The sequence below is a fragment of the Nocardiopsis gilva YIM 90087 genome, assembly GCF_002263495.1.
Taxonomy (GTDB): domain Bacteria; phylum Actinomycetota; class Actinomycetes; order Streptosporangiales; family Streptosporangiaceae; genus Nocardiopsis_C; species Nocardiopsis_C gilva.
In genome coordinates this window covers 4847659-4870070 of record NZ_CP022753.1, presented here as the reverse complement: position 1 = coordinate 4870070, position 22412 = coordinate 4847659, and the positions used below count along the sequence as shown (strand labels likewise).

Sequence of the window (22412 nt, the reverse complement as noted above, 5' to 3'; positions counted from 1 at the left end):
CCTTAAAGATCAGTAGCTTGTTGTTTCACCTCAGCCCGTGGTCGGATCACTGTTCCTGCCACGGGTTTCGTCGTTCCCCAGACAGCAGAGCGGCCTTGGGACGATCATGTGCACTGTCGAGACGCTGGTGACCAAACCCAAGGCCGCGTAGGTGAGTCTGCTACCCCTGTCGAGCCACTGTCGGTATTGTCCCGGTTCCGCGCGGAGCTCTACACCTGCTTGACCACGCGCCCCGACGAAGTGTTCGATCTGTGCGACGCCCTCACCTGCGCCCCCGGCCCCGCCCACCACCTGGCCCAGCTATCCCTGGAGCCCGAGCACCGCCGCGGCCACGGCTCGGCCTACGCCGCCGTCAACCGGGGCCGTATCGATATCGCCCGGCTGCGCTGGAGCCTGACCGCACTGCCGCTGCCCCGCTTCCACGGGCGCGTCGTACTGGCCGCCGACATCAGCCCCTGGCTGCGCCCCGACGCCTGGACCAGCCCGCAGCGCTCCTGGTGCCACACCTACGGGCGGGGCACCGGCCAGGCCGAGATGGTCCCCGGCTGGCCCTATTCGGTGATCGTCGCCTTGGAAGAGGGTTCCACGTCCTGGACCGCGCCCCTGGACATCTGGCGCCTGCTGCCAGGCCAGGACGCGACCACCGCCACCGCCGAGCAGGTCCGCGGCCTGGTCGACCGGCTGGTCGCCGCCGGGCACCACCAAAGCGGCGACGCGGACGTCTTCTGCAAGCAGAACCTGGGGTGGAACACCCCTCGGCTGCGGGGCCCGGAGGCGGCCGACCGGTGGAGCTGGGTCGTGATGGCCGCCTACACCCAGTTGCGCCTTGCCCGGTGCCTTGCCCGCGAGGTGCGGTTGCCCTGGCAACGCCCGGCTCCACCGGGTCGGATGACTCCGGCGCGTGTACGTCGGGGGTTCCGCGGCATCCATGCCGACCTGCACCGGCCCGCCGGTGCGCCGGAACTCGCCCGTCCGGGTCCCGGGCGGCCTGCGGGGAGCAGGGACGAGCGTCCCGCTCCCCGCTACGGGGTCCCGAAGAAGAACAAAACGGGCACTAAGAGCCTCGCTGGACACAAGCAAGCAGGTCAAAGAACAAGCTAGGGCGCGTTCCTGACCGACGTCGAACAGCTCCTGCCAATCCATTCGCCCGCCGGTCAGCTCCAGGTCGGCCGCGGCGTATCTACCGCGCCGCGCTGTCCCTGTCACGCCGAGCGCTGAATCACACGGCACGGGTCATCCGCGGCCACCGCAAGCGGATCGGGTGGGCCTGGAGGCTTTTGGAATCGGCCCAGCAGGCGCTGCTCGCGCTGGTCTACCTGCGCAAAGGCAAGACCTTCGCCAAACTGGCGGCTGGGTTCGCGGTCAATACCACCACCGCCTGGCGCTATGTACACGAGACCACCCGTGTGCTCACCGAGCGCGACCGGCCTGCAGATCGGCGTGCTGTCGACGAGAGACAGAACGGTGCTGCTGTCGATCGACGAGGAGGGCCATGGCGCGTCCGAGGATGGGGAATATGTGGAAGGCAAGGCCGACGACAGGGGCACCCTGGACAGCGGCTACACCGTCACCATCGTCAAGGTGAAGGACACCGATCCCGACCAGGACCTGGATGGGGCCGCAACCGATTCGGTCACCCTGACCGTGAAGGCACCGGAGTAGGGAGCAGTAGCCCAACCCACCGCCTTTCTCCTACTCCCATGGCCCACTCGGCCCTGCCGACCATCCCTATCCCTCCGAGCAGGATGGTCGGCAGGACGTCCGCACGCCCCCGGGCACCGCCCATCGCCCACTACACGTGGTCGGGATAGTGCCTCCGGGCGACCCGCGGGTGGGCGCGCATCCAGCCCTTGAACTCGTTGCGGCCGTAAGTGGTGAACACGGGGTTGTCCGGGTCCGCGCGCTGCCCACGCGCTTCGGTGGCCAGCGCGGGCGGAAGCGGCACCGGTGTGATCTCGGCATCGAGGCGGGGGTTGAGGAAGAAAGCGATCGACGTCCGCTCCGCGTCTGGTGGAGGACTGACCACACGGTGCCGGCCCGCAAGCACATATCCACCGGTGGCCAGTTCGAGCGTTTCACCGAAGTTGACGATCACGACGCCCGGCACCGGAGCGGCGTCCACCCAGCCCCCGCTCCCGTCGTCGACCTGGAGCCCGCCTTGGCCGTCCTGGATCACAATCGACAGGAAGCCGTAGTCCTTGTGCGCTCCGGCGCCCTGCTCGTGCTCGGCGGTCGGCCGTGGCGGATAGTGCAGCAGCTTCAGCCGTGCGTGGGACTCCGGACCGAACCAGTCCTCGAAGAGGCTCTCCCGACAGCCCAGGCCGGCTGCCAGCGCGCACAGCACCGAGTACCCGACGCCATACAACTCGTCCAGCAAGTCCAGGAATACTGGCCGCATCTCCGGCAGCGCCGATGGCCAATGGTTAGGGCCGGTCAAGCCCAACCAGGGCGGATCGTCGGCGTCCCTCGCCACGGGGGCGCGCTCCCGGCCCACGTCGAACAGCTCACGCCAGTCCATCCGTCCACCGGTGAGTTCGCGTCCCGCGGCGGTGTAGCCGCGGAAATGCGGCGAATGGATGTTCTCCACCGCCAGGCGCTCCCGCTTCGGTAACGCGAAGAAGCGTCGCGCCAGGTTCAGTAACTCCCCGCTCCGTCGCGCGTCTACGCCGTGCCCGGTCAGCTGCACGAATCCGATACCGTGCGCCGCCGCACGCAGCCGCTCGGCGAAGTCCGTCCGCGACTCCGGGGCGTGCCAGTCCCTCAGGTCGAGCAGTGGGATCCCAGTGGTGCTCTTTTCCACCTTCTCCTCGCGGTCTCCCCCGCTACGCCCGCCGCCATCGTCGTGCTCGCTCACCGCTCCCGCCCGAAGTACAGCTGCCGTGTGTACTCGTTGAGCTGGCCGTCGGGAGTGGAGTTGTACGACAGCGTCGCGCTGATGCGCGGCGTAATGCCATGCACCGGAGTAACGCGGTGGAGGGAGGCGCGGCCTGAGTGCAGCACCAGGGCGCCGGGCGCCGTGGGCAGCTCGCGTGTCAGATGTTGGTGCTTCCCCTCCACGATGCCGCGCAGCGCCTCCTCGTGCTGCTCCACCGAGCTGCGCGAACGGGGCACATACTCCAGCACCCCGCCTTCCTCGGGCGCGAGCAAATGCAACACGAGCGTGTACTCCGACACGTCGAAGTGCCAGTCCTGCTCATCACCCCCGTGGTGCACATGGACTGTCATGGCCCCCACGGGGTCCACCGAGCGGTACACCGGCTGGCCCACGACCGCGGAGACGAAACTCAGTAGGGGATCCCAGGCGTACAGCGCCTTGAGGGGGGAATCGGTGGCGATGAGGTCGTAGGCGAGCGTGGCCTTAGTGTGCGTGTGGCCCTCGGCGCCGCTCTCCCCCGTACCGAGGAAGACCTTGTTGCTTCCTTCAAACCGGAAACCGCGCTCGCCCACGCCGGACACCGTTTCCTCCACCACGCGATTGACCGCTTCTGGCTGCAGGAATCCGTCGAATACGGCCAGGCTCGTGTCCTCGAACGTTTTGCGTGTTTCCTTCAACAGTGCCGCTCCCGGCCCGGAGTCTGGTCGATCGATGGGGTAGCGGTCGAGGTCAATCAGTGCCGCCATAGGTGATCGCATGTGTCGACTCCTTCCTCACGTTTCCAGCAGCTCCTGGCAGTCGCGCCACGCGGCGGCGCTCAGCAGCTTTCGGGTACGGGTGAACAGATCGAGGAGTCCGTGTCCGTGCTGCTCCTTGAACTCGGTGTTGTGCCGAACGAGGTCCAGCTCATTGGCGGCGGTGAGTTCCATGAATCGATTCAGGTCCGCCGTCGGCATCAACCGCGTCGTGTCCGTGAACCGATCCCGAAACTCGACCGGGTTCTGCCGTCCCAACTGGGGAAAGACATGCTTGCGATCGCACGCGGCGTAGACATAGACGAGTGCTTCCGCCCGATGACCGATGACGAGGGTGAGCTCATCCCGCCGTGCCGAATCGAACAAGTCGACGCCGAATTCGTCGGTTCCGTAGCAGGCGTGACAGAGCCCGGCCACGCACAGGTCCCCGTCCGCACCCCAGCTCTCCAGGAGGTGTGCGACGCGCGTGAGATGGGCGAGCAGGTCCCCGCCGGGGTGGCGAATTTTCCGCGCACCACGGGATTCGAGCATGGCGACGAATTGCTGCATATCTTCCATGGGCGGTCCGCCCCTCATGGTCGGGGGAAGTTCCCGGCTGACCTTAACCGACCTGCCGACTCCGTAGGGGAAACGCGACTACGCCCCGTCCGCGGCTCCCTCGTTCTCTCGGGGGTTCGGAGTGGACACGGGCGGATGGTAATCGCTTTGACCGTGTCCGGGCCGCCAAGGTGATAATCGGGGCGTGCCAAATCTTGTAGAACCTGTGGTGTTGCCCGGCCGTATGTCCGGACTCGTTCAGTCGAAGATCGACGGCGATGGCGTTCTGCTGCGCCCATGGCAGGCCGCGGACCGAGCGGCCGTTCGTGCCGGATACGCAGATCCCGACATTCAACGCTGGCATTGCGTGTCGATGACTGACGACGAGGCACGTGAGTGGATCGATTCCTGGTCCGACCGGTGGTGCAAGGAGACCGGAGCCGGGTGGGCCGTCGTTGACGTGGCGGGCATGGGGGAGGTCGTCGGGCAGATCAGCCTGTGTCGGCTCAACCTTCACGAAGGCCTCGCCGAGGTGTCCTACTGGGTGCTCCCGGCAGCGCGTGGCCGTGGCGTCGCCTCTCGGGCCCTCTCCTCGGTGACGTCCTGGTCGTTCGCCGAGCTTGGGTTGCACCGAATCGAGGTGTGCCACTCGACCATGAACCCAGTGTCCTACGGCGTCGCGCGGCGCGCCGGTTTCACCGCGGAAGGCACGAAACGCGGTGAGATCCGCCATGCGGACGGCTGGCATGACATGCATATCCACGCCAGGCTCGACACCGACGAATGACCTGGCATCGGCGGCTGTCACGGTGTGCGAGGAGCGGTCGGTCAGCACCTGTTCGTGGTCGGCCGCCCAAAGAGCGTGATCGCCTCCAGGGCCGCGGCCCGCATCACGCGACCGGCCCGACCCTGATCGTCGATCGGGTGACGATACGATCTCCGGCGATTCCCTCCCCGACCCGAGGAACCGGTGACAGCAGTGTCCGACCTCGATCCCGGCTCGGTCCTGATCTGGGGCCTCATCGCTGCGGTGATCGCATACAACCTGGTGAAGTCGATATTCGCCCGACTGCGGAGACAGAGGTTGCAGCATCGCGGCGTGAGCACGGAGGCTGTCGTTGCCGCGGTCGGGCCGCTCCACCCGCCCAGACGCTTGGAACACCCCTTCACCCTCCGCTTCCGTGATTCTTCCGGTGCCGAATACACGAGCGAACACGCGAGAGGTTTCGGGGGCATTGTCCCGGTTGCTGGGTGGCGGGTCCCCATCCGGTTCGATCCCAGCGATCCTTCCAACGTGGAGATCACCCACAACCCCTACCTCCACCCGATCCCCGGCGCCCCGCAGCCGCGTCGCGAGTCTCGCATCCGCTCCACGGTGCACCGGGCCCTGTTCGTCGCGATCGTCGTGGCGGTTCTGGCTCTGGGGCTCTTCGGCGACGCCCTCGGGGACGCCGAAAACGTGGTGTTCGGCGGACTCTTCGTTGTCGCCGGCTTTCTGGCACTGATCAGCGGCATCTGGTTCGCCGGGGAGACCAACAGGCTTCGTCGCTCACCCGGGCGCGCCCTCGCCACGGTCACTCACTCCTGGGACGAGCCGGCCGGCTCCAATACGCACCGCAACGTCGACACCTCGTCCCCGTCCCCGAAAGGGTGGGTGAATGCCTTTACCGTGCTGTTCGACCTGCCCGACGGGCGGCAGGTGCACCGACGGTCGCCCGTCGCGACGAGCACGACGCGCTACGAGCCAGGGCAGCGGGTCGAGGTAGCGTACGACCCGTCCGATCCGACGTCGATCTGGGTCGGTACGGGGCGGTCGAGCATCGTTCCCCTCGTGGTCGGGATCGGGATCGGCGTTCTGTTCATCGTCGTGGGGCTGGCGATCGCGGTGTTCTGGCCGACATAACCCGCCCCGCGTCGGTGGGGCACGGGTAGCCGCCCAAACGCGTGAATCTTCAGGCGCACGGCTAGGCACGACAGACACACAGCGCCTATGCGCAGCTCGGCCAGACGCTGGCGACATCTCCTCTCGCTCTGTGAATCAACCACTACGTCTTCCAAGGATGGGGAGAGTCCGGAGTCGATGATCACGGATTCGATGCGGGCCGGCAGGTGAACAACCGAGGAGGAGTCCATAGTCTCGCCGGGGGTACACGGGATCCTGCCCGTCTGCGGGACGCACCGATGGAACCGTCCCGTAGTCGCGCTTCTCTAACCTGAAGTCCCCCGCATTACCGTGAACCAGGAGATCAGTGGCTCCCCCAAGCAGCAACAGACCGGCGTCCCTACCCGGCCTGACACCGTCCGACCCGCAAAGAATCGGTCCCTACAGACTGATCGGCCGTATCGGTGCGGGCGGCATGGGCGTCGTCTACGCCGGACTGAATGAGGCCGGAGAGCACGTCGCGGTCAAGGTGATCCGCGGCGAATTCGATGCCGACCCGGAGTTCCGGTCACGGTTCGACCGCGAGATCGCGTTGATGCGGCGTGTCAAAGCAACCTGCATAGCTCCGGTACTCGACGCCGACATCCGCGCGGAACAGCCGTGGTACGCCTCCCCGTTCCTGTCGGGACCGACCCTCCAGGCCCACGTCACCCAACACGGACCGCTTGACGTGGCTCAGGTCATCGCGCTCGCGCTAGGGCTGGCCGAGGCCATCAGCGCCATCCACGCAGCAGGCGTCATCCACCGCGACCTCAAACCGGCGAACGTCATTCTCGCTCCCGACGGGCCGAAGGTGCTGGATTTCGGCATTGCGCGAGCTGTGGACGAGAGCGCGATCACTCGCACCGGCGGCCTGGTCGGCTCACCCGGATGGATTGCGCCTGAGGCCTACCAGGGAACGGTCGGCCCCTCGCTCGACATTTTCGCGTGGGGTGCTCTCGTCGCCTTCGCGGCGAGTGGCCGACGCCCCTTCGGTCAGGGCGACATCAACACCCTCACATACCGGGTGCTCAATGAGGAGCCGGACATCGCCGGCCTCCCCTCGGGACTGGCTGAAGTCGTCGGACGTGCGCTCTGCAAAGATCCAGCCCAGCGTCTGGACGCCACCGAACTCTTTCAGCGGCTTGCGGGCCTCGCTGTCGAGACGACGCTCGTCGACGCGTCCCGCGTTCAGGACAGCACGACGATCGTCACCCAGGCCCTTCATCAGGGGTGGCACGAGATTGAGAACTCCGGGACGTTGGACTGGGGCCCGGCGCTCAGGGAGGCGTCGCGGCGACGCCTGCGAACACGCCTCTTGTTTGGCGGCGCTGTGGGGTTGGCGCTGCTGATCACTATTGCCCTAGGGGCGGCCGCGGGCATCAGTTACCGGGCGACTGGGTCACCGTTACCGGGCTGGACAAGCGGTGGAACGGAGATCAACGGGGATCCTTCGGCAGACACCGGGAACACGGGGGAGGGCGGAGGAGGTGATCCCTACACCGAATCTGCCGCCTACACACCGGACCCTGAGGCCGACCGGAAGTTGATCGCCGCTGCCGGTTGCGAGGGCTGCGACGGCGACGTGCATGTGCTGCCAGGCATGGTGTATCGCGGGAAGGACCCGGTGCGACTGGTGCTCACCAATGTCGAGGTCGAAAGCCACATGGGGGCCGGCCGGATGGTCGCTCTGTACATGGTGCGCAACAGCGACGACAAGGTCATCGCCCACAACATGACCGGAAGCGCGACCGGACGCGTCCTCCCGGATCAGATTGACTTCGATGAACTGTGGGCGGTGGACGAAGCAGGATTCTTCATTCTGCTCACCGAGCAGGAGGGGCAGCCTGGGAACCAGACGATTGTGACGATGAACGTCGACGACCTGGGCTCGATCAAGCAGTTCGGGACCCACGGCATCAGAGCGGTCGGCCTCGACCGTCTCCAGGCGGAAGACATGGACGATGACGGAGGCTTCGAGATCCGCACCGATCTGGGCACGACCACGGACACGTTCGAGATTGTCCCCGGAAATGTGCACCACTTCTACAAGTACTACGACGGGGACGGTCAGTGGTGGCCGTGGATGTGCACGGAGAAGCTGGACGGTAAGCCGTCCGCGGACGACTTGTTGAACATGTACGACCCGAAATGCACACAGGTCGGGCAGGGTGAGGTCCCGTGGAACTACTGAATGAAACGTCTGGCCATCCGATGCCGACATCGGGTCGGCCTTGGTGTCCTCTGGCAACGCCGTAGAGAAGTCAAAGGGCTGAGCGAGGGAGAGCCCGTCAGGCTGCTTGACACCGACGTCGGCGGCGCTCTTTCCGTGGCGCGTAGGAATTGCTGTCAGACCAGGGAGGCCCGGCCAGGTCGTCACTGTCTCGCCACACGCAACCGCACTCGCCGCACACCCAGATACTCTCTCCGGTGCGCTCAGCCCTCATCTCGCCGAGATCGACGACACCACAGACATTGCAGCGTTGCATTCACCCCCTCCAGGCGGCCCACCAGCCAGGTGGGGAGCCCATCTATGGCCTCAACTGGACAAACACTTCAACGGAAAGGCCACTACGCGGAACAATCTCCTTGCTAACCACCCCCGGTCCCCCGGCGCCGTCGTCGACCACGATCTTTTCCTCCGGAGCGGCAGCGGGCGAGCTCCCACTCCCTATCAGACTGTCGAGGACGGCGTAGGGGGCTTCCCTGGTGTCAACCTGCGGTTTCCACGGATACACACGCCCGGTCTACACTCGTCGGCTGGATATCCCCCAAAATTCGGAGCAGAACGTGCAGACCACTCCCGCAGGCTTCGCTGCCTCCGGCCTTACCCCCAGAACCGACAAGGACCCGACCCATGTGGGCGCATACCGCGTCGTGGGGCGGCTGGGAGCCGGTGGGATGGGTGCTGTGTACGCGGCGGTCGACGACAAGGATGCCCCGCTGGCGCTCAAGGTCGTCCACCGTGAATTCGCCGCTGACGCTGAGTTTCGCGCTCGATTCGCGCGCGAAGTGGATCTCATGCGGCGGGTGTCCGGCACATGCATTCCTGCGTTTGTCGACGCGGATACGCGCTCGCAGCGTCCATGGCTGGGCATTGAGTATGTGCCGGGGGCGACGCTGAACGGCCAGGTGCGCGACAGTGGACCGCTGGCCGGGGACATGCTGTACGGCTTGGCCGCCGGGCTCGCAGAAGCCCTGCAGGCGATCCATGCAGCGGGAATCGTGCACCGTGATCTCAAACCCGGCAACATCATTCTCTCCCCATCGGGTCCGAAGGTGCTGGACTTCGGAATTGCTCGGGCGATCGAGGAGTCCGCGATCACCCGCACCGGTGGCCTCTTCGGTACACCCGGCTGGCTGGCGCCGGAACAGTACGGAGGGGCGTCTCCCGACGCTTCGTCGGACATGTTCGCCTGGGGCGGGCTTGTGGCGTTCGCCGCTACCGGCCGACGTCCGTTCGGCAGCGGAACCGCGGATGAGTTGGCCATCCGCACGATGGAGCACGCTCCCGATCTCGAGGGGGTGCCTGACGAACTGCGTCCCGTCGTCGCCGCTGCGCTGTCGAAGAATCCGGCCGACCGGCCGACGGCGGCCCAAGCATTGGAGGCTGTGACCGCCGCGTGGGTCGGTTCGGCTTCGGGCGACCCGGAAGAGGCGACGCGGGTGCTGCCCGGTCTGCTCCACGAGCGGTGGACACAGATCGACGTGCCATCGGCCGACACCACCACGTGGACGTCCCTGGCGCCTCCCAGACGCTCCCGCTGGCGCAGCCACAGAGTGCTCGTCCCTGCGGCCGCTGTCCTCTCTCTCGTCCTGATCGGTACGGGTGGTGCGGTGGCCTGGAACGCCATCGGCACGGGTGCCGCCCCCACACCAGGCGCGGATGCGGGCGGGTCAGGCGGACCCGCCAACGGCGGTAACGGAGGAACCAACTCTGCGGGCGGCGGAGCCGGCAGCGGTGGAAAGAACGGTGCCGATGGTGCCGTGGACGCGGCGAGCCTCGAACGCGGTGGCCCCAACCTCATCGGTGGCAATCCCGGTGAAGACCTCGGTATCGGCGCCGTGAGGTTCAACCCCGTCGCCTCGGACACGCTGGAGCTGGCCACGAAACAGGCCATGTCCAACGGCGAGGGCACGGTCGGGGATTGGGAACCGAAACTGCGACTCATCTTCGAGTCCGCGGTCCGCGAGGGTGAGGACGTCGTCTTCTCCGGAAACGCCGAGTATCTGCGGGATGAGGGCAGTTACACACTGCACACCAAAGATTTCATGGCGATGAAGTATCGGCTCACGGAAGAGGACGTCAAGAACCTCTTCAACCCCGACTGGGAGGGCTTCTACTTCTCGACGGAATCACGGGTGCTTGCGACGCTTGACGCGGAAAATCCCACAAGCGACTTCACGTTCACGATCAACAAAGTGCCACCTGAGGAGGACAACGGAGACCTCCCCTTCCAGCGCTATATCCGCTACATCCCGCCTGAAGAGCTGTGGGGGTACCGACTCAATGAGCAGGAACGCAGCGCATACGGGCTCTGCTACCAGGAAGGGCCACAGTGGCATGACATGCCGCCACTTCCGCAGTTCGGCCTCCCCTGCGGCTGACTGACGAATCTCTGACGGCTCGTCTCGACCGCGCGTGCCGTCCACCCATCGATCAGGAGAACCCTTCCGGATGACCGACACATCCCCCACCCGCTTCGCACCCCTACTGGACGACGATCCACGGCGTATCGGTCCGTACCAGCCCATCGGTCGAATCGGTGCCGGTGGCATGGGAGCGGTGTTCGCTGCGCCTGCTGCTCCTGGCCAGTACGTCGCGGTGAAGGTTGTGAGGGAGACTCTCGCCACCAACCCCGAGTTCCGTGCGCGCTTCGCGCGCGAGGTGGACCTCGTCAGCCGGGTGCACAGCCCATGCGTCCCGGAGTTCCTCGGCGGGGACACCTCCGCCGAGACTCCGTGGCTCGCCACCACATACATCCCCGGACCCACCTTGCGCGAGCACATCCAGCACAATGGGCCGCTTACCAGTGGGCGGCTGCTGGGTCTGGCCGCTGGTCTCGCTGACGCGCTGGCGGCCGTACACGCCGCAGGGATCGTGCACCGCGATCTCAAGCCCGGCAATGTCCTGCTCTCACCCTCCGGACCCAAAGTGCTGGACTTCGGGATCGCCCGCGCGTTGGAGGAGACCGCGCTCACCCGCACCGGCGGGGTCATCGGCACAACAGGGTGGATGAGCCCTGAGCAGTCCGGCGCTGTGGACGGGGCACTCACCGACAGATCCGACATGTTCTCCTGGGGCGCACTGGTGGCCTACGCGGCGACCGGCCGCGAACCGTTCGGATCGGGCCCGCCCGACGCCCTTGCCTACCGCATCCGGAACGGCGAACCTGACCTCGACGGCGTCCCCAACGAGCTGCGCCCCCTTGTCCAGGCCGCGCTGTCCAAGGACCCGGGCGTGCGCCCGACGGCGGTCGACGCGCTGCGCTCCGTCGAAGGACTGTGGGGTGTGGCTCGCGGCCCGGGCTTCAGCCCTGCCGCTGACCCGGCCGCAGTGGCCCCCGCCCTGCTCGCCGCCGAATGGGTCGGGATGGAGGCAGCCGCACCGAAGCCGCCCCGCAACCGTCGCCGCGTTCCCATGGTGCTGGGGGCCGTCGCCGGAGTGCTCGTCCTGACCGCTGCTGCCGCGGGCGCCGCACAATTCACTGGAATGGCGCCGTGGTCGGCGTCGGGTGACCCCACGCCCGGCACTGACCCGGCCTCGCCTACACCTGACGCTGGGGACAGCGGAGAGACCGGGAACGGGGCGACCGAGGACAGCGGCGGTACCGGGGGCAGCGAGGACAGCAGCGACGCCGGTGACGGAGCGGAGCCCGGCGAGGATGGAACCTCCGGGCCGTCGGCGGAAGCCGTCGCCAAGGTCGAAGCCGCCACGGATAGCGCGGAGGCAGCGCCCGCGGCCGCACGCGGGGACGTGGCAGAGTTCGCTACCCGTGCCGGGGGCGGCATCTACGGAACCTACGCCTACGTCTACGAGATGACGTCCACCGGCGAGGGCATCGCCTTCACCGTCAACGGGCAGACCGACGGGGTCCGGGCCCAGGCACCCGGATTCACACACGAGGCGTTCTACGTGATCGCCGATGGAAAGAAAATCCTCCCCCAGGCGGACTTCACCTATACGCCGGACCCCAACTCCCCCCAAGGGCAAGAGGACGGACGGTTTTCACTCACCTTCCCTGGAGCTCCGGAAAGCGCACTACTCGCCTACCAGAGCCCGGATACGCCGAACGCGGGCACTCTCCCGCCCGTTGGCATCTGCTATGACCTGGGCCAGGGCGGCTACTTCACGCTCGATTACGCAACCTGCACCTGACCCCTTGCTGCCCCACTGGCGACCTCCACCAGCGGTCGGAGTTCTGTGTGTGGCCTACTTCGGCCTGTTCCGGAACCCGACCCTCCGGGTGAGGCGTCGTACCCTTCGATGGCTAGCCGCTCCACTCCCGCGAATGAGGTTCCCCCACATGTTCGGCAGGTTCCCACTGCGGATCCTTGGTGTCGTTGGTTCCGCCATTCTCTTGGCTGCGGGATGCACGGCACCGTCGGATCCCTCCAGCGACCCCACGGAAGAGCCGAAGGAGACCCTGATAGCCGCGGATGGCCCGTTCATCCGGGAGGGCGTCTTTGGAGAAGGAACGCAGTTTCGGGCGCGCATAGAGATCGATGCGGTCGAGCGGCACAAGGATCGCACTGTGCTGCGGTACACGACGGTGCCCCTCCAGGAGGGGGAGCACAACGCCAAGGGCGGGATGGACGGCGGCTTCCAGCTGCTCGACCCCATGGGCCAACGGGTGTACTTCCAGCTGCCCAACAGCAAGCACAAAGCCGGAGCTGAAGCCGATCCGGAGAGCGAAAAGTATGCTCCGCGCACCCTGGGCAATGAACTTCCGCACACCGTAATGGGGGAGGCCGAGTACGTCCTGGAGACGCACTTTCCGCCACTTCCTGAGAAGGCTGAACGCATCACCGTCCTCACTCCCGGGACGACCGGCGAGTTCACTGGAATCCCTGTGATCGACATGACGAAGGATGACGACAAGGACCCGGACAAGGACGCCTCCCGCGACGAGGATGACGAAGATGAGGACGAGGACGACGAAGGCCCGCGGGAAGTACGGCCGGGGGACGTCGTAGAGCTCCCTGTTGTGAGTGACCCGATGCCGAAGGAACCGGGAAAGTACGCCCGGCCCCTGTACGGCATCACCCAGAGCGGCAAAGAGGAGCGTGACACCGCGCGCACCAGGGAGCGCGTCACATTCCGGTCCGAAGGCCTCTTCCGCGCCAAAGATGACGGAGATCAAGCAGGCGAAGAGAAAGGCGAAGAGAAAGACGAGAAGAAGGCCCAGGGAGTCCAACTGACCAATGAGGGCGAGTCCCTCCTAGCAGGCGCCGGGTTGGACGCGTCCGGGCGGATTGACCCAGACAAACCTCTGCTCACCATCGTCGCCCATACCAGTGGGAAGGGAACGGACGACGAAAACCTGAAGACCTCACAGGCCCAGGCCACTGCCGTCCGTAAGTTCTTGGAGGACGAGTTCGGCGAGGAGTTTCAGTACAAGGCCGAGGTACGTGGTAGTAGCCAGCCCATCGTCGAGGAGAAGGGCAGCGGAAAGGAGGCCGCCCGCAAGCGCAACCAGCGGGTGGAGATCATCTACGACATTGTCCCGAAGCCTGTCGACCAGGAAGAGTCCGCCGGAGCCGACGAAGACGGTCAGCCAGCCCAAGGGGGAGAAGGTCAAGGCGGAGGTGAGGATCGCGCTGGCAGCACACACGATCCTGAACCTCTTGACGACGGTACGGCAGATGTTCAGGAGCCGGGTAGCCCTGGTACCCCCGACGACCCGTCGCCCTCACCTTCCACGTCAGCTGATCCTGAGGGCGAGGGAGATGCAGCGGAGCCGGGGGGAGCCGAGTCGGTACCCCGTCCTGCCCCCTATCGGGCGGAGGACGCCTCCCCCGTCGCGACCGCCGAGGCGACCATCGATGAGCAGGACTACCGGATGTCAGTGTTCCCCTTCTACCGCGACGGCTCCTATCTAGTGGCGAACTTCCAGATCACGAACAAGAGCCCGGAGGAGATTGACGAGGAGGCCACGCCGTTTGCTGATCCGACGACCTACCCCGGCGCCGACTTCGGCAGCTTCGTGGTGGTAAATCCGGAGACAGGAACGGCCTACCACGGCCTGCGGATCGGGCAGAGGAACTCCCTGAGCGACAAGGGCGCCGAGCCGACGTACCTGGGTCCCGCCTCCTATCCCTACGTGACGCGGACGAACAGCTCCAACCGGGTCTGGATGTATATCGCTGCCCCACCACCATGGGTGACCACGGTGAACTTCGACGCTGGAGCGTACGGAGTCATCGAGGATGTCCCCGTCGAGTGATGGGCCAAGGGGTCGACGTTCCACACAGGACCCAGAGCAGGTCCCATACAGACGGGGAACCGCCCACACCCGGGCCAGCGAGCCTGCTCCCAGGCGAAACGGTGGGCCCAGAAAACGTGGGGCCTGTGGGCCCTGTCCTGCCCGATTCCGGATGTTTAGCGTCGATGCTGCCCTCACGACCCTCGTGGTCAGTCCCCCTGTTCGTGAAAGTGGTCGATCATGCCGCAGGTGCAGCGCCGCCGTGACGACACCGGTGCCCAGCTCGTTGAGTATGCCGCACTCATCGTTTTCGCCGTGGTCATTCTCGGCACGCTCACGTTCATGCTGGCTCGCCCGGTCATCACCATTCCGGTTGGTAAGGCGCTGTGTGGCCTCTTCTCCATCGGCGGAGACGAGTCCGGCTGCGATCCCGAGTTCCGATCCGATGAGTACTACGAGCCGGACCGGTGCATGGTCAGTCGTAATGCCGACGGCACCAAGCACAGCGCGAGCGTTGTGGTGGAGGGCACCACGGGTACGACCTTCATCCGTGAGGAGTTCTCGGACGGAACCGTTCGGTTCATCGCTGTCGACGGGTCGTCGATCGGCGGTGATGTCGGTGTCGGGGGCACGGTCGGCCTCGGGCCGCTCGCCTCTGCGAGCGCGGAAGCCAATGTCGGGCTCGAATACGGATTCCCTGAATCCGCTATCTGGGAGTTCGACAGCCCTGAGGAGGCCGACCAGTTCGAGCAACAGATTCGGGACAAGGCCAAGGAGGACGTCTCGAAATGGGACTTCGATGATTTTGAGTCGTGGGCTGACGATTCCGGAGACTTGCCGCCGCCCACATCAGTCCGCTCACAGCATGAAGTCGATGTTGGCGCTAACGGTGACCTGAGCCTGTCTCTGGGCAACGACAAGAAAAAGAAGGACAAGAAGAAGGACGAAGGTGATGAGGACGCCTCCAACCAGGACGGCTCCAGTCAAGACGGCGACGAGGAAGACGAAGGCATTTCCGTCAAGCCAACCGGAGACTGGGTTCCCAATCTCGAGCCCGGTGTCGACGCTGGCGTCGGCGTCAGTGGTATGACCGCCACCGAGACGAATGAGGACGGCAGCACGTCGGACATCTACGAACTCGGCGGAGAGGCCTCTTTCGGGGCGGACTGGGTGGTCGACTCCTATAACCCGAACATCGAGCGGACCGGAGCCATGAAGGTGACCCGTGACGCCGACGGAAACCTCACGGAGATCGTCATCACCCAGACAACGACAGACAGCGATGGTCCGTCGATCACCACGACACAGCTGTCGTTGGAGAACGAGGAGCAGCGCCAAATCGCTGAGGAGTGGCTCGGCTGGATCCCCGGAGGCCAGGCCCTCCCCATCACGTGGGACGATATGGCACCAACCGAGTTGCCGGACAACGCCGACCCGTTCCAGGAGCTGATCTTCAACGAGGGAAACTCGATGAAGACGACCTACGACCAGGACACCTCGGAGGAGACGATCGGACTTCAAGTCAAGATCGGGGTATCGGTGGGCTATACCTACACTAACGTGGACGAGGAAACCACGGTTACGAGTGCGGAGTACCTAGCTGCCCCGGTTGACGGTCGGCGTGAATATGTCCAGTACGAGGACTGCAGTGTCGAGTGAGGCGGGAATGCCGGATATGATGGACCGATTCAAGGAAAAGTTCGGCCTTGCGAAGGCTGCGCCGATTGCCACCGCGATAATCGTGGGATTCACACTGACTGCTTGTTTCAGCGGATCGGATGAGCAAGCTGGCCGAGAATCCGAACAGGACCAGGAACGCAACGAGAACGAGCAGGCTGGTGGAGGAACCGGAGCCGTCCCCGAGGGCTACCAGGAGATCGACGCGGGCCTGATCAGCTACTCGGTCCCTGCTGACTGGGAGCCCCCCGAAGAAGAGAATGACGAGCTGACGAACGCCTATGAGGGCGTCGATGAAGACGGCACAATCGTCATGACCGCCGGCCTGGTACCAATCAACGGTGTCGACGAGACCACCGAATCCGCGAAGGCGATCACGCGGGCGCTCTCAGGAAAAGTTACTCTCGGAAATCGGATCCGAGAGATGGACCGTGACCAGGAAATCGAGGTTCCGGGTGCCCGGAGCGCCGCGCGGAACGACTACCTTGTCGAACAGTCCCGAATTGACGAAATCGACTTCAGCAACGTTATCGACATCGCTTTGATCACTGAGGACAACGAGGGTGTCGCATTCCGGCTCAATGTGGCCGACGACGCGATCGATTCCCAAGAGCGAGAGAAGATCGTCAATAGTATTCGAGTGAACTAGCACCTCGCAGCTCGCCCGCAGCGAGGAAATCTCCATGTGTGGACATCCACCACGCTTTATACGTATAAGCAGGTAGACGAACGGGAGACAATATGGACCTCGTACGGCCTTGGGCCGCGGCCCTGGTGCTGTGGGTGGTCGGCGCGATAGCGGGACGCCGGATCATGATCTCGTTCGCCAGCTTGGAGACATTGCAGTCTGTGTGGGGAACCCTCTCCTGGGTGATGCCGACCAAGTTCCTGCTCTTCCTCCTCATCACCCTCGTAGCGTCCTGGCTCTACAAGCGGGTACCCAACCAGCTCCCCCTGCTCCGCCTGATCGCAGTGCTCGGGATTCCAGTGCTGGTCCTTATGTTGGAGACGGTTCAGTTGTTCCTCAGCTCTGATCCCAATCTGCTCTACTGGTCAATGCGCGAGCTGGCCACCGTTGCTGGAGCACTGAGCGGCTGGGCACTGGGCATAAGGATCTTTCAGCAGACATGAAACGAAAGACAGCTGTGAGATCGGCTGCTCTCCAGCGCCGCTAGAGCTGGTGCATCTGCCACCCGCTGCCTTTGCTTCCGCAGCCGCTCGGGTGGTGGGGTAAGTTGTATCGTGGTGACCCTCCAAACCAAGGGAGACGCGGTGTCTCAGGAACTCCCAAGATCTGTGAAGTGGATCAGGATCCTACTCTTCGTCCTTGCTGGACTTAATCTTGTTGCTGCGGTAGGGGTATTCTTCGCGCTGGGTGCCGATGCCTTCGCCTTCGGTTATGCATTGTTCCAGACTATTCCGGGGGTCGTCTTTCTGTTGCTCGGATTGTGGATCAGGAAGAAGGGTCGTCTGGTTTTCGGGGGGATCGTGGCTGTGGCATCTCTCTTCACGATCTATATCCTGCTGACGCTGGCCGGAGACAGTACTGTCACACAGCTGCTGCTTCCCGTTCTCATTCTGATTTTGGTCATGAGGCCTTCGTCTCGTGCCTACTTTCTGCATTCTTGATACCTGTGTAGCGCGGAACATCTTTTTCGGTCACGAACTGTGATCTGACCACGGCGTTAGGCCGCGTACTTTCTGGTCCGACTCTTCGTCCCCCTGCCTTAAGATCTCCCAATACTAATCCCCCGAGGTAATCGAGTGCTGAGACGGATACACGATCCACAACGTGGTGCTTCGGCCGTTGAGTATGGTGTCGTCGTCGTTCTGGTCGTGGCGATTCTTGCTGCGTTGATGAGCAGTGGAATTGTCGGAACCGTTGCTTCGGGAGTTCAGTCGGCTACCGAGGGTCTTTTCGGAGATCCGGGAGCTGACGGAGGCTCCTCGCCCAATGGAGGCGGGAGCGGCTCATCCGACAGCGGCAGCGAAGGTAATGGTTCCGATGGGGGATCGGGGCCGGACTCTGCTACTGACGGTGCCCCTGATTCGTCGTCCCCGCCTGGCGCAGGCCATGACGAGGATGAGGCCGACGATAGCGACGACCGTGGCGCATCAGAAGGATCGGACTCCAAGGATGAGGCGGCCGACAAGGAGAGCGGTCAGGGAGGCGGGACTAAAGCCGCGCCGTCGACCGGTTCGGGTGGGCTCCTCGATGATCTGCTCGACAAGGGAGACCGCGCACTTCGCGGCGCAGGAAAAGCGGCTGAGAACGCTGTCAATGATGGCATCGAGGATATCAAGGATGCCAAGGAGAGCGTTGAGGATCTGATTGACGATCCTGAAAAGTGGGCCAAGGATAAAAAGGATGAGCTCGAGCAAACGGCGGAGGACGTTCGAGATCGAGCTGAGAATGATCCCGTTGGCCTGGCGAGAGACTTCTTCTTCAGTGATGAGGCCCAGGAGAAGTGGCGGAACGGCGACAAGGCCGGGGCCGCTGGGATGGGCATTGTAGAGAACGCTGAAGGTCTTATCCCGATTTGGGGATGGAACAAAAAGAAGGAGCGTCTCGACGAGCTTGCTGAAGCTGCTAGTAAAGACAAGAGCGGTGACGGTCGAGAATCGACCGAGACCTCGACCCACGAACTCGCTGGCGGGGATTCCAAGCCCGACCGTGGAAAGCGAGACGAGGACGAAGATAAGCAGGGCGAGGGCGGTACGAGAGACGAAGATGATAAACAGAGCGATGACGAAGAGAAGGGTGAAAATGGGGGCAGCTGCCGCACTAACAGCTTTGCGCCCGGAACTCCTGTCCTGCTTGGCGACGGGTCTCTTTCCCCCATTGAGGACATTGCCGTCGGGGATGAGGTCTGGGCATTCGACCCCTTGACGGGTGAGGAGGGCCCTCGACCTGTCACCGCCCTAATCGATGGGGAGGGTACCAAGGTCCTCGTCGACATCACGGTCGACGACGAGGATGGTGGCAGCGGAACCGTCACCGCCACTGCAAGCCACCCTTTCTGGGCCCCGAAGCTGGCCAAGTGGGTCGATGCCATTGACCTGGAACCAGGTACCTGGCTACGCACCTCGGCCGGAATCTGGGTGCAGGTCGTGGCAGTCACACAGCACACCGTGGCCGATCAGCAGGTTCACAACCTTAGCGTCGCCGGTATCCACACGTACTATGTGGTCGGTGGCACGAAACGCTTGCTGGTCCACAATGACGGTAGCTGCCTCACCCAGCAGGCCTTGGATGAGGCATTCGAAAAGTCGAACACGCCAGCCAAGCTGGAACACGTCATCGACCCGCCGAAGCACGGCTTCGAGGACATTGTTCGGAACTCGGGCGGTCGCGAGCAAGCGCTCCGCCGGATTATCAATAGCCTAGGGGAAGAGGCCGATCTGCCGGAAGCTGGGCGATTCCAGGTCAATCGTGTGATCGACGGCGAGACGGTTACCATCCGTGGTGCCATGGTGAATGGGGTGCCCAGGCTGGGTACTGCCTACATCGCAAGCAAGTTCCCTGGCCGATGATTGCTACTAAGAGAGCGGAGAACCATGGCTGACTCCGACTTTCCCCGCCCCCTGTCCAAGCTGGAGCGGGATGTCATCACGGCGCTCCTGTCTGTTCCAGCTTCCTGGGCTCAGGAGCTGCGCGATCAGATCGACAGCGCCGTGGTCACTCGGGCATGGGGATCGAAATCGCCGAGTATCGATTTGAGCGTCGATGTCCTACGCTCACGTGCCGAGATTGCGGAGGGCCCGCTTCCGCTGACGGCGACGGTCGCCAGCGACGAAGGCGAACTCGTTGGTGAACTGCTTCTATGGACGGAGAACGGTCGGCTCAGTGCCCTCGAGTACGCCTGGTATACAGATGAACCCCCGGAGAGCCTCCCGGATCCGGGACGAATTTGCGTATCACCCGAACGTAACTAGAGGACGTATGGAAAAGGGTTACGGCGTCGCAGACTGGTAGGGAACACCCTACGTTCGGAGGCATCCGTGGCCGAATGTTTCCCCGCCCCACCGACCTGTCCGACACCGAATGGGAGCTGATCGCCGCACTCATACCCGCCCCCCAAGCCCGGCGGGAGCCCCGCAGCTGCTTTGGGCAGACCAGGGCTATAACGGCGAGCCCCTGGTTTCCTTCGCCCGCCGCGTCGCTGGGGTCGCGAATCAGGTCGTGCGCAGGCGCGACGGCGGGTTCCGTATTTTTGGTGGCAGTGAGATCGGTCGTGGGTTGCATGAAGGATGAGATTTCTCCCGTTGTTGTCGAGATGCCAGAATGGAAACAGCTAGCGCTGTTGGCTAGCAGTCTAACTCAAATTTCTGCTCTTCATGACGTGTTCGCTGGAGAAGAAGAGAGGAAAGTGTATGCGGCGGCAGTTAATGCAATATGGCGCTGTTCGGTACCTGGGGGCGATGTCGATCGAGAGAGGGAATTACATTTAGAAATATTGAAAATATGGCCGTATTGCGATGGCGAGGATGATGAGGATGATGACTTCGACCTCTACACACCTGTCTACTGGAAAATTGAAGTTATACAAGCAATGTATAATTCACTCTATTATCTGAGGTTGGGTGATTCACGAGAGGCGGCAATCTTTGGAGTCTGCATGTGCCTGGACGTCATAGATGCCATTTCTCAGAATGTTACACGAGAGATTGCGCCTGAGGTGTTCACTGAATATTCGGATCCCGGAAATCCGTTTATTAGGACTGAGAAGGATAGTATTCGTCGCGACATCGATATGTTGACCAGTCGCGAAGTGGCAGATCCTGGTGAAACTGTCCAAAGAGTCCGAGACGCCGCTGTTGAGGGGGCGGCGAACCTAAGTGCAGGACTTGCGCGATTCGTCGTATTAGCAAATCAGTGGTCGACCGAAGATCTCCGAGAGGCGCAAGGCGTGCAACGTGCTTGACGACGTCTAGGGCTGAGCGGCGACTGCAGCTGCCGTGTCTGGATGCCTCGGACATCAGGGGCTCCCCGTATATGTCCTGGTGACGTCAAGCCATGCTCTGCGGGTCTCCGAGAGGGCCGCCCCGTCAGGTACAGGTTCGTCGAAGTCGATGTCGAGCACTTCATTAGAGCCGCGGCGCTGCTTCGATCCGTCGCCGTACAGGATGAAGTCGATGGCGGCACTCGCTGTCCTTCCCTGAAAACTGCAGGATGGTCAGCTACCGAAAGCGGACGACGAAGCGGCGTTGCCAGGGCATCTCAACGGCTCGTGGGGAGTAGTGCTCTCTGATGTAGGCGACAGCCTCCTGGTTTTGTACTCCGTCCAGGACAGCGAGGCAGGCCAGAGCGGTGCCGGTTCGTCCGTATCCGCCATTACAAGCGATCTCGACACGTTCCGTCGCGGCGCGCGCCCATGCTTCACGCAGTGCGTCAGCGGTCACCGCGCAGTCGGAGGGAAGCCAGAAGTCGGGCCACTTCAGCCACTGGCTTTCCCAGGCGACCGGCGGCGGCTCATGGCCCAGGAGATACAGCGCGAACGTGGGCGTTGGGCCCGTCGGAAGGGGGCGACGCAGCCCGCGACCTCGGATGAGCCGCCCCGAGGGCAGACGGAGCACCCCTGCCGCAGTGGGCTCCCAGTGTGTCGTCACGGCGAGAGTGTATTCCTCCCTCAGCCTGTGAGGTGGGCACGACCAGGGTTGTTCACGCGCCGATCATCAGGCGATCGACGATGCCGGGTTCATGGACGGCGTCCCGGCCCTACTCGCGGCACGCTGCCACGACCGCGCCTGACGAACCGGCTACGCTGCTGCCCATGGCGACGTGGGAGGACGTGGCGCGCATCGCGCTTGGGCTACCGGAAACGACCGAGGGAACCTCCTACGGGTCCCCCGCGTGGACGGTCAAGGGCAAGAAATTCACTTGGGAACGACCCCTGAGGAAGGCCGATATCGCGGCATTGGGGGACGCCGCCCCCGAGGGAGCTGTCCTGGCGGTGCGCGTGCCGGACGCCGGAGTCAAGGAATCGCTCGTGGCGACAGACCCCGATGTGTACTTCACGACACCGCACTTCGACGGGTACCCGATCATCCTCGTGCAGCTGGACCGCATACCCGTGCCCGAGCTGGAGGAACTACTGGTCGAGGCATGGCTCGACCAGGCACCCAAGCGACTGGCGGAGGAGTACCTAGGCGAAACGCACTGACCCGGCCGCCGCGCCGCGCAGCGGCCGGGTCAGCCGGATCATGCGCAGTGCCAGACT

General features: G+C 64.1%; 20 protein-coding genes and 1 pseudogene. 17 read left to right on the top strand and 4 right to left on the bottom strand.

The window, feature by feature from the left end:
* Nucleotides 1-108 precede the first annotated feature (108 nt).
* The 3 genes and pseudogenes from CDO52_RS21740 to CDO52_RS27790 all read left to right on the top strand — a co-directional run bounded on the left by CDO52_RS21740 (nucleotide 109) and on the right by CDO52_RS27790 (nucleotide 1662).
* On the top strand, nucleotides 109-1101 hold the full coding sequence (locus tag CDO52_RS21740; protein WP_083919957.1) for a transposase: 993 nt from the start codon (nucleotides 109-111) through the stop codon (nucleotides 1099-1101).
* Between the two features lie 176 nt (nucleotides 1102-1277).
* Nucleotides 1278-1409 (top strand): annotated as a pseudogene (locus CDO52_RS21735) (helix-turn-helix domain-containing protein); the annotation flags it as partial.
* Between the two features lie 55 nt (nucleotides 1410-1464).
* Nucleotides 1465-1662, top strand: a complete 198-nt coding sequence (locus CDO52_RS27790) for a hypothetical protein (protein WP_152471725.1) — start codon at nucleotides 1465-1467, stop codon at nucleotides 1660-1662.
* Between the two features lie 130 nt (nucleotides 1663-1792).
* Here CDO52_RS27790 and CDO52_RS21730 read toward each other — a convergent pair whose 3' ends face one another.
* The 3 genes from CDO52_RS21730 to CDO52_RS21720 are packed head-to-tail and all read right to left on the bottom strand — an operon-like array spanning nucleotide 1793 to nucleotide 4188.
* Nucleotides 1793-2854, bottom strand: a complete 1062-nt coding sequence (locus CDO52_RS21730; RefSeq protein ID WP_017619839.1) for an isopenicillin N synthase family dioxygenase — start codon at nucleotides 2852-2854, stop codon at nucleotides 1793-1795.
* The gene (locus tag CDO52_RS21725) at nucleotides 2851-3633 is read right to left on the bottom strand and encodes a HalD/BesD family halogenase (RefSeq protein WP_152471724.1); all 783 of its coding nucleotides are present in this window, start codon (nucleotides 3631-3633) and stop codon (nucleotides 2851-2853) included. The genes CDO52_RS21730 and CDO52_RS21725 overlap by 4 nt, the downstream gene beginning before the upstream one ends.
* Nucleotides 3634-3648: 15 nt before the next feature.
* The gene (locus CDO52_RS21720; RefSeq protein ID WP_026126003.1) at nucleotides 3649-4188 is read right to left on the bottom strand and encodes a DUF6817 domain-containing protein; all 540 of its coding nucleotides are present in this window, start codon (nucleotides 4186-4188) and stop codon (nucleotides 3649-3651) included.
* Between the two features lie 205 nt (nucleotides 4189-4393).
* On the opposite strand from CDO52_RS21720, the gene CDO52_RS21715 reads away from it, so the two are divergent.
* From CDO52_RS21715 to CDO52_RS27780, 13 genes are all read left to right on the top strand, one after another.
* Nucleotides 4394-4954, top strand: coding sequence for a GNAT family N-acetyltransferase (locus CDO52_RS21715; protein ID WP_198345771.1), 561 nt, complete (start codon nucleotides 4394-4396; stop codon nucleotides 4952-4954).
* 507 nt (nucleotides 4955-5461) lie between these two features.
* A complete protein-coding gene (locus CDO52_RS21710; protein WP_157745670.1) occupies nucleotides 5462-6070 on the top strand; it encodes a DUF3592 domain-containing protein in 609 nt (202 codons plus the stop codon).
* 346 nt (nucleotides 6071-6416) lie between these two features.
* The gene (locus CDO52_RS21705; protein ID WP_269769154.1) at nucleotides 6417-8282 is read left to right on the top strand and encodes a serine/threonine protein kinase; all 1866 of its coding nucleotides are present in this window, start codon (nucleotides 6417-6419) and stop codon (nucleotides 8280-8282) included.
* Nucleotides 8283-8878: 596 nt separating this feature from the next.
* Nucleotides 8879-10696, top strand: a complete 1818-nt coding sequence (locus CDO52_RS21700; RefSeq protein WP_152471723.1) for a serine/threonine-protein kinase — start codon at nucleotides 8879-8881, stop codon at nucleotides 10694-10696.
* 70 nt (nucleotides 10697-10766) lie between these two features.
* A complete protein-coding gene (locus CDO52_RS21695) occupies nucleotides 10767-12467 on the top strand; it encodes a serine/threonine-protein kinase (protein WP_094932650.1) in 1701 nt (566 codons plus the stop codon).
* Nucleotides 12468-12615: 148 nt separating this feature from the next.
* Nucleotides 12616-14535: an OmpA family protein gene (locus CDO52_RS21690; protein WP_157745668.1), complete on the top strand. Its 1920-nt coding sequence runs from the start codon at nucleotides 12616-12618 to the stop codon at nucleotides 14533-14535.
* Between the two features lie 219 nt (nucleotides 14536-14754).
* Nucleotides 14755-16173, top strand: coding sequence for a hypothetical protein (locus tag CDO52_RS21685; protein ID WP_017619831.1), 1419 nt, complete (start codon nucleotides 14755-14757; stop codon nucleotides 16171-16173).
* Between the two features lie 7 nt (nucleotides 16174-16180).
* Complete coding sequence (locus tag CDO52_RS21680) at nucleotides 16181-16840, top strand: hypothetical protein (RefSeq protein ID WP_157745666.1); 660 nt, start codon at nucleotides 16181-16183, stop codon at nucleotides 16838-16840.
* Between the two features lie 92 nt (nucleotides 16841-16932).
* Complete coding sequence (locus CDO52_RS21675) at nucleotides 16933-17322, top strand: hypothetical protein (protein ID WP_017619829.1); 390 nt, start codon at nucleotides 16933-16935, stop codon at nucleotides 17320-17322.
* A gap of 141 nt (nucleotides 17323-17463) precedes the next feature.
* On the top strand, nucleotides 17464-17820 hold the full coding sequence (locus tag CDO52_RS21670) for a hypothetical protein (RefSeq protein WP_026126000.1): 357 nt from the start codon (nucleotides 17464-17466) through the stop codon (nucleotides 17818-17820).
* 135 nt (nucleotides 17821-17955) lie between these two features.
* On the top strand, nucleotides 17956-19725 hold the full coding sequence (locus CDO52_RS21665; protein ID WP_152471719.1) for a Hint domain-containing protein: 1770 nt from the start codon (nucleotides 17956-17958) through the stop codon (nucleotides 19723-19725).
* Nucleotides 19726-19749: 24 nt separating this feature from the next.
* Nucleotides 19750-20127: a hypothetical protein gene (locus tag CDO52_RS27785; RefSeq protein WP_152471718.1), complete on the top strand. Its 378-nt coding sequence runs from the start codon at nucleotides 19750-19752 to the stop codon at nucleotides 20125-20127.
* Between the two features lie 308 nt (nucleotides 20128-20435).
* Nucleotides 20436-21116 carry a hypothetical protein gene (locus CDO52_RS27780; protein WP_152471717.1) on the top strand — a complete coding sequence of 227 codons (681 nt, stop codon included), beginning with the start codon at nucleotides 20436-20438 and terminating at the stop codon, nucleotides 21114-21116.
* 256 nt (nucleotides 21117-21372) lie between these two features.
* On the opposite strand, the gene CDO52_RS21660 is transcribed toward CDO52_RS27780, so the two are convergent.
* On the bottom strand, nucleotides 21373-21801 hold the full coding sequence (locus tag CDO52_RS21660; RefSeq protein ID WP_083919948.1) for a protein-tyrosine phosphatase family protein: 429 nt from the start codon (nucleotides 21799-21801) through the stop codon (nucleotides 21373-21375).
* Nucleotides 21802-21965: 164 nt separating this feature from the next.
* Between CDO52_RS21660 and CDO52_RS21655 the strand changes: the two genes are divergently transcribed.
* Nucleotides 21966-22355 carry an MmcQ/YjbR family DNA-binding protein gene (locus CDO52_RS21655; RefSeq protein ID WP_017619825.1) on the top strand — a complete coding sequence of 130 codons (390 nt, stop codon included), beginning with the start codon at nucleotides 21966-21968 and terminating at the stop codon, nucleotides 22353-22355.
* The last annotated feature ends 57 nt before the right edge of the window (nucleotides 22356-22412 follow it).